The sequence below is a fragment of the Xylophilus sp. ASV27 genome, from assembly GCF_016428875.1.
Taxonomy (GTDB): Bacteria; Pseudomonadota; Gammaproteobacteria; order Burkholderiales; family Burkholderiaceae_C; genus Xylophilus.
Genome location: NZ_JAELTO010000201.1, coordinates 1 through 3,072, shown reverse-complemented (window position 1 = coordinate 3,072; position 3,072 = coordinate 1). Strand labels below are relative to the sequence as shown.

3 protein-coding genes and 1 pseudogene are annotated in these 3,072 nt (G+C 69.4%); 1 reads left to right on the top strand and 3 read right to left on the bottom strand.

What is annotated here, in order from left to right:
* Positions 1–166 precede the first annotated feature (166 nt).
* On the bottom strand, positions 167–505 hold the full coding sequence (locus tag JHD63_RS22160) for a hypothetical protein (RefSeq protein WP_370590612.1): 339 nt from the start codon (positions 503–505) through the stop codon (positions 167–169).
* 28 nt (positions 506–533) lie between these two features.
* Positions 534–2,231 carry an arginine--tRNA ligase gene (gene argS / locus JHD63_RS22155; RefSeq protein ID WP_198972948.1) on the bottom strand — a complete coding sequence of 566 codons (1,698 nt, stop codon included), beginning with the start codon at positions 2,229–2,231 and terminating at the stop codon, positions 534–536.
* A gap of 143 nt (positions 2,232–2,374) precedes the next feature.
* Between argS and JHD63_RS22150 the strand changes: the two genes are divergently transcribed.
* On the top strand, positions 2,375–2,710 hold the full coding sequence (locus tag JHD63_RS22150) for a PsiF family protein (RefSeq protein WP_198972947.1): 336 nt from the start codon (positions 2,375–2,377) through the stop codon (positions 2,708–2,710).
* A 138-nt stretch (positions 2,711–2,848) separates the two neighbouring features.
* On the opposite strand, the pseudogene JHD63_RS22145 reads toward JHD63_RS22150, so the two are convergent.
* Positions 2,849–3,072, bottom strand: a pseudogene (locus tag JHD63_RS22145) (hypothetical protein); the annotation flags it as partial.

Below are 3,072 nucleotides of genomic sequence, written 5' to 3'. Positions count from 1 at the left end.
CCCCCCCCCCCCCCCCCCCCCCCCCCCCCCCCCCCCCCCCCCCCCCCCCCCCCCCCCCCCCCCCCCCCCCCCCCCCCCCCCCCCCCCCCCCCCCCCCCCCCCCCCCCCCCCCCCCACCCCCCCCCCCACCACCGAGATCTACACTAGGTTCTCTTCGTCGGCAGCGTCAGATGTGTATAAGAGACAGGCCCACCGGCGCGACCGCGGTGCTGGCGGGCTGCGGCGGCGTGACGCCGGCGGCGGCGCCGACGGTGCCGCTGGCGCCCGGCGGCGGCCGCACCGCGCCGTTCTTGCCGGCGAGGGCCGAGTTGGGGTTCCAGTCGCGGTTCTTCTGCGCCTCGGCCGCATCCTGGTCTGCATTGCGGCCGGCATTGCGGTTGAGGAAGGGCACCGGCACCTTGGTGACGTAGACCGCGACGGCCAGCGCCACGCCCAGGCCCAGCACCACCCCGATCACGATGCCCAGAAATGTCCCGCCCCGCTGGGCCTGCCGCTGCTTGCGCATGAACCGTATCCCTCTTTTTTCCTTCTGGTCACATCTTTGCCGGGGCCGAGACGCCCAGCACTGCCAAGCCATTGTGCAGCACCTGCGCGGCAGCGGCGACGAGCGCCAGGCGCGCGGTCCTGAGGGCCGGATCGTCCACCAGGATGCGCTCGGCGTCGTAGTAGCTGTGGTAGGCCGCGGCCAGGTCGCGCAGGTAGAAGCTGACGTCGTGCGGGGCGAAGTCCTTGGCCGCGGCGGCGAGCATCTCGGGGTACTTGGCGAGCTGCAGCATCAGCGACTGGGCCGCCGGCGTGTCGAGCGGCGCCAGATCGGCCTGCGCGAGCGCGGCGCGCTCGCCGCCCCAGGCCGCGAGCACCGAGCAGATGCGCGCGTGGGCGTACTGCACGTAGTAGACCGGGTTGTCGTTGTTCTGCGCCAGCGCCAGGTCGATGTCGAAGGTGTACTCGGTGTCGGGCTTGCGGCTGAGCAGGAAGAAGCGCACCGCGTCGGTGCTGGTCCACTCGATCAGGTCGCGCAGGGTGACGTAGCTGCCGGCGCGCTTGCTGATCTTGACCTCTTCGCCGCCGCGCACCACGCGCACCATGGTGTGCAGCACGTAGTCGGGGTAGCCCTGCGGGATGCCGACCTCGGCCGCCTGCAGGCCGGCGCGCACGCGGGCGATGGTGCCGTGGTGGTCCGTGCCCTGGATGTTGACCACCTTGTGGAAGCCGCGCTCCCACTTGGCGATGTGGTAGGCCACGTCGGGCACGAAGTAGGTGTAGCTGCCGTCCTGCTTGCGCATGACGCGGTCCTTGTCGTCGCCGTAGTCTGTGCTCCGCAGCCAGAGCGCGCCGTCCTGCTCGTAGGTCTTGCCGTTGGCGACGAGCCGGTTGACCGTGGCCTCGACGCGCCCGCTGGCGTAGAGGCTGGACTCCAGGTAGTACTCGTCGAACTTCAGGTTGAAGGCCTTCAGGTCCTTGTCCTGCTCGTGGCGCAGGTAGGCGACGGCGAACTCGCGGATCGCGTCGAGGTCTTCGACGTCGCCGCTGGCGGTGGTCCGGCGGTCGCTGGCCTGCACGGTCTTGCGCGCCAGGAAGTCCTCGGCGATGTCCTGGATGTACTCGCCGTTATAGAAGGCCTTGCTGGCCGGATCGTCCGGATCGGTGGGCCAGCACGCGTCGCCCGGCTTGAAGCCCTTGGCGCGCAGTTGCGTGCTGCGCGCCAGCGTCTGGATCTGCACGCCGGCGTCGTTGTAGTAGTACTCGCGGTGCACCCGCTGGCCCTGGGTGGCGAGCAGGTTGCAGATGGCGTCGCCCAGCGCGGCCTGGCGGCCGTGGCCCACGTGCAGCGGGCCGGTCGGGTTGGCCGAGACGAACTCGACCAGTACCCTCTGGCCGGTGGGGGGCTGCACGCCGTAGCGGGCGCCGGCGGCGAGGATCTCGCGCACCGTCTGCTGCTTGGCCTCGGGCGTGAGGCGGATGTTGAGGAAGCCGGGCCCGGCGATCTCGACCGCCGAAGTCCAGCGCTGGAAGGCCGGCGCGGCCTGCAGCGCGCCGCGCAGCGACTCGGCCAGCTGGCGCGGGTTCCGGCCCAGCGGCTTGGCCAGCTGCATGGCGGCGGTGGTGGCGAAATCGCCATGCGCGGCCACTTTGGGCGATTCGAAGGCGGCGCGCGGACCGGCGCCGGGCAGCAGTTGTTCCAGCGCGTCGGCCAGGGCCGCGAGCAGATCGTTTTTCACGGAGAGCATCGGCGGATTTTACGGGTGGCCCCGTAGCGGCCTTTGTCGGGCACACTCCGGCTGGCGTCAGCCGAACTTCCCGTCATGACGTTATGGGGCGGGGTCCCGTCCGGGATGCGCCCAACCTTCATCTGTCGCAGGAGAAATTCACCATGAAGAAACTGCTCTGCCTCGCCGCGGCCACAGCCCTGGCCCTGTCCCTTGCCACCGCGGTGCATGCCGCCGATGCGCCCGCCGCCAAGCCCAAGACCGCCCAGCAGGAGAAGATGACCGCCTGCAACAAGGACGCCACCGGCAAGACCGGCGACGAGCGCAAGGCCTTCATGAAGCAGTGCCTGAGCGCCGCCGGCACCCCGTCAGCCGCCGCGCCGGCCACGCAGCAGGAAAAGATGAAGACCTGCAACACCGAGGCCAAGACCAAGGCACTCAAGGGCGATGAGCGCAAGAGCTTCATGAGCGAATGCCTGAAGAACAGCCCCGCGGCCTGAATTTGCTACAAATATAGTAGCTATATGCCTTAGTCAATCGATGGCTTGAGGCATATGAAACCCGGGAAGCCACGATTCACCAGGGCTTCTCGCTATGATTTTTGATAACACCCCGCCCGGCATGCAGGGCAATCGCATCTAACCAGAGCCCCCCATCCCCAGAGCCGCTCCCATGCCCATGAGGTGCTCCAGATAGGGCAGGCTCCAGCCAGCGCGCTTGCGCTTGGCCTGCAGTCCGAGCTTCACCGAGGTGTCGCGCGTGAGCATCTGCAGGGCCATGCGCCGCAGCAGGGACTGGTTGTGCGGGCCCTGATCCTTGTAGGACTGCGCGGCATCCTCGCGCAGGGCCACGTCCAGGCTCC